This window comes from Pseudoalteromonas sp. S1610 (assembly GCF_005887465.1).
GTDB lineage: Bacteria > Pseudomonadota > Gammaproteobacteria > Enterobacterales > Alteromonadaceae > Pseudoalteromonas > Pseudoalteromonas undina.
The window spans coordinates 1-258 of sequence record NZ_PNDI01000132.1 but is presented as its reverse complement, the minus strand read 5'-3'; the positions used below and the strand labels follow the sequence as shown (position 1 = coordinate 258).

General features: G+C 39.9%; 1 pseudogene. It reads right to left on the bottom strand.

From position 1 onward, the window contains the following. Window positions 1–50 precede the first annotated feature (50 nt). A pseudogene (locus CWB77_RS18100) lies at window positions 51–258 on the bottom strand (patatin-like phospholipase family protein); the annotation flags it as partial.

Below are 258 nucleotides of genomic sequence, written 5' to 3'. Positions count from 1 at the left end.
TATACTTATGCCTAGAAAGCATTAGCATACATAAATAAGCGATAAGTATTGCTAAAATGACCAAAAAAACTCAAAAATTTACTGTTGTAACCCATAGCTGGTGAAACGTTATACCATACTGTCTCTAGCTTACTAACGGCTAATTGCATACATGAAGCGTATCCCGCTAACGCCGCAGAAGTAATTGCGCCAGCAGAAGTTCCATTTATCACTCTAAAGGGAAGCGGGGCAGTTCTGGTCATACTTTGCGCTAATGGT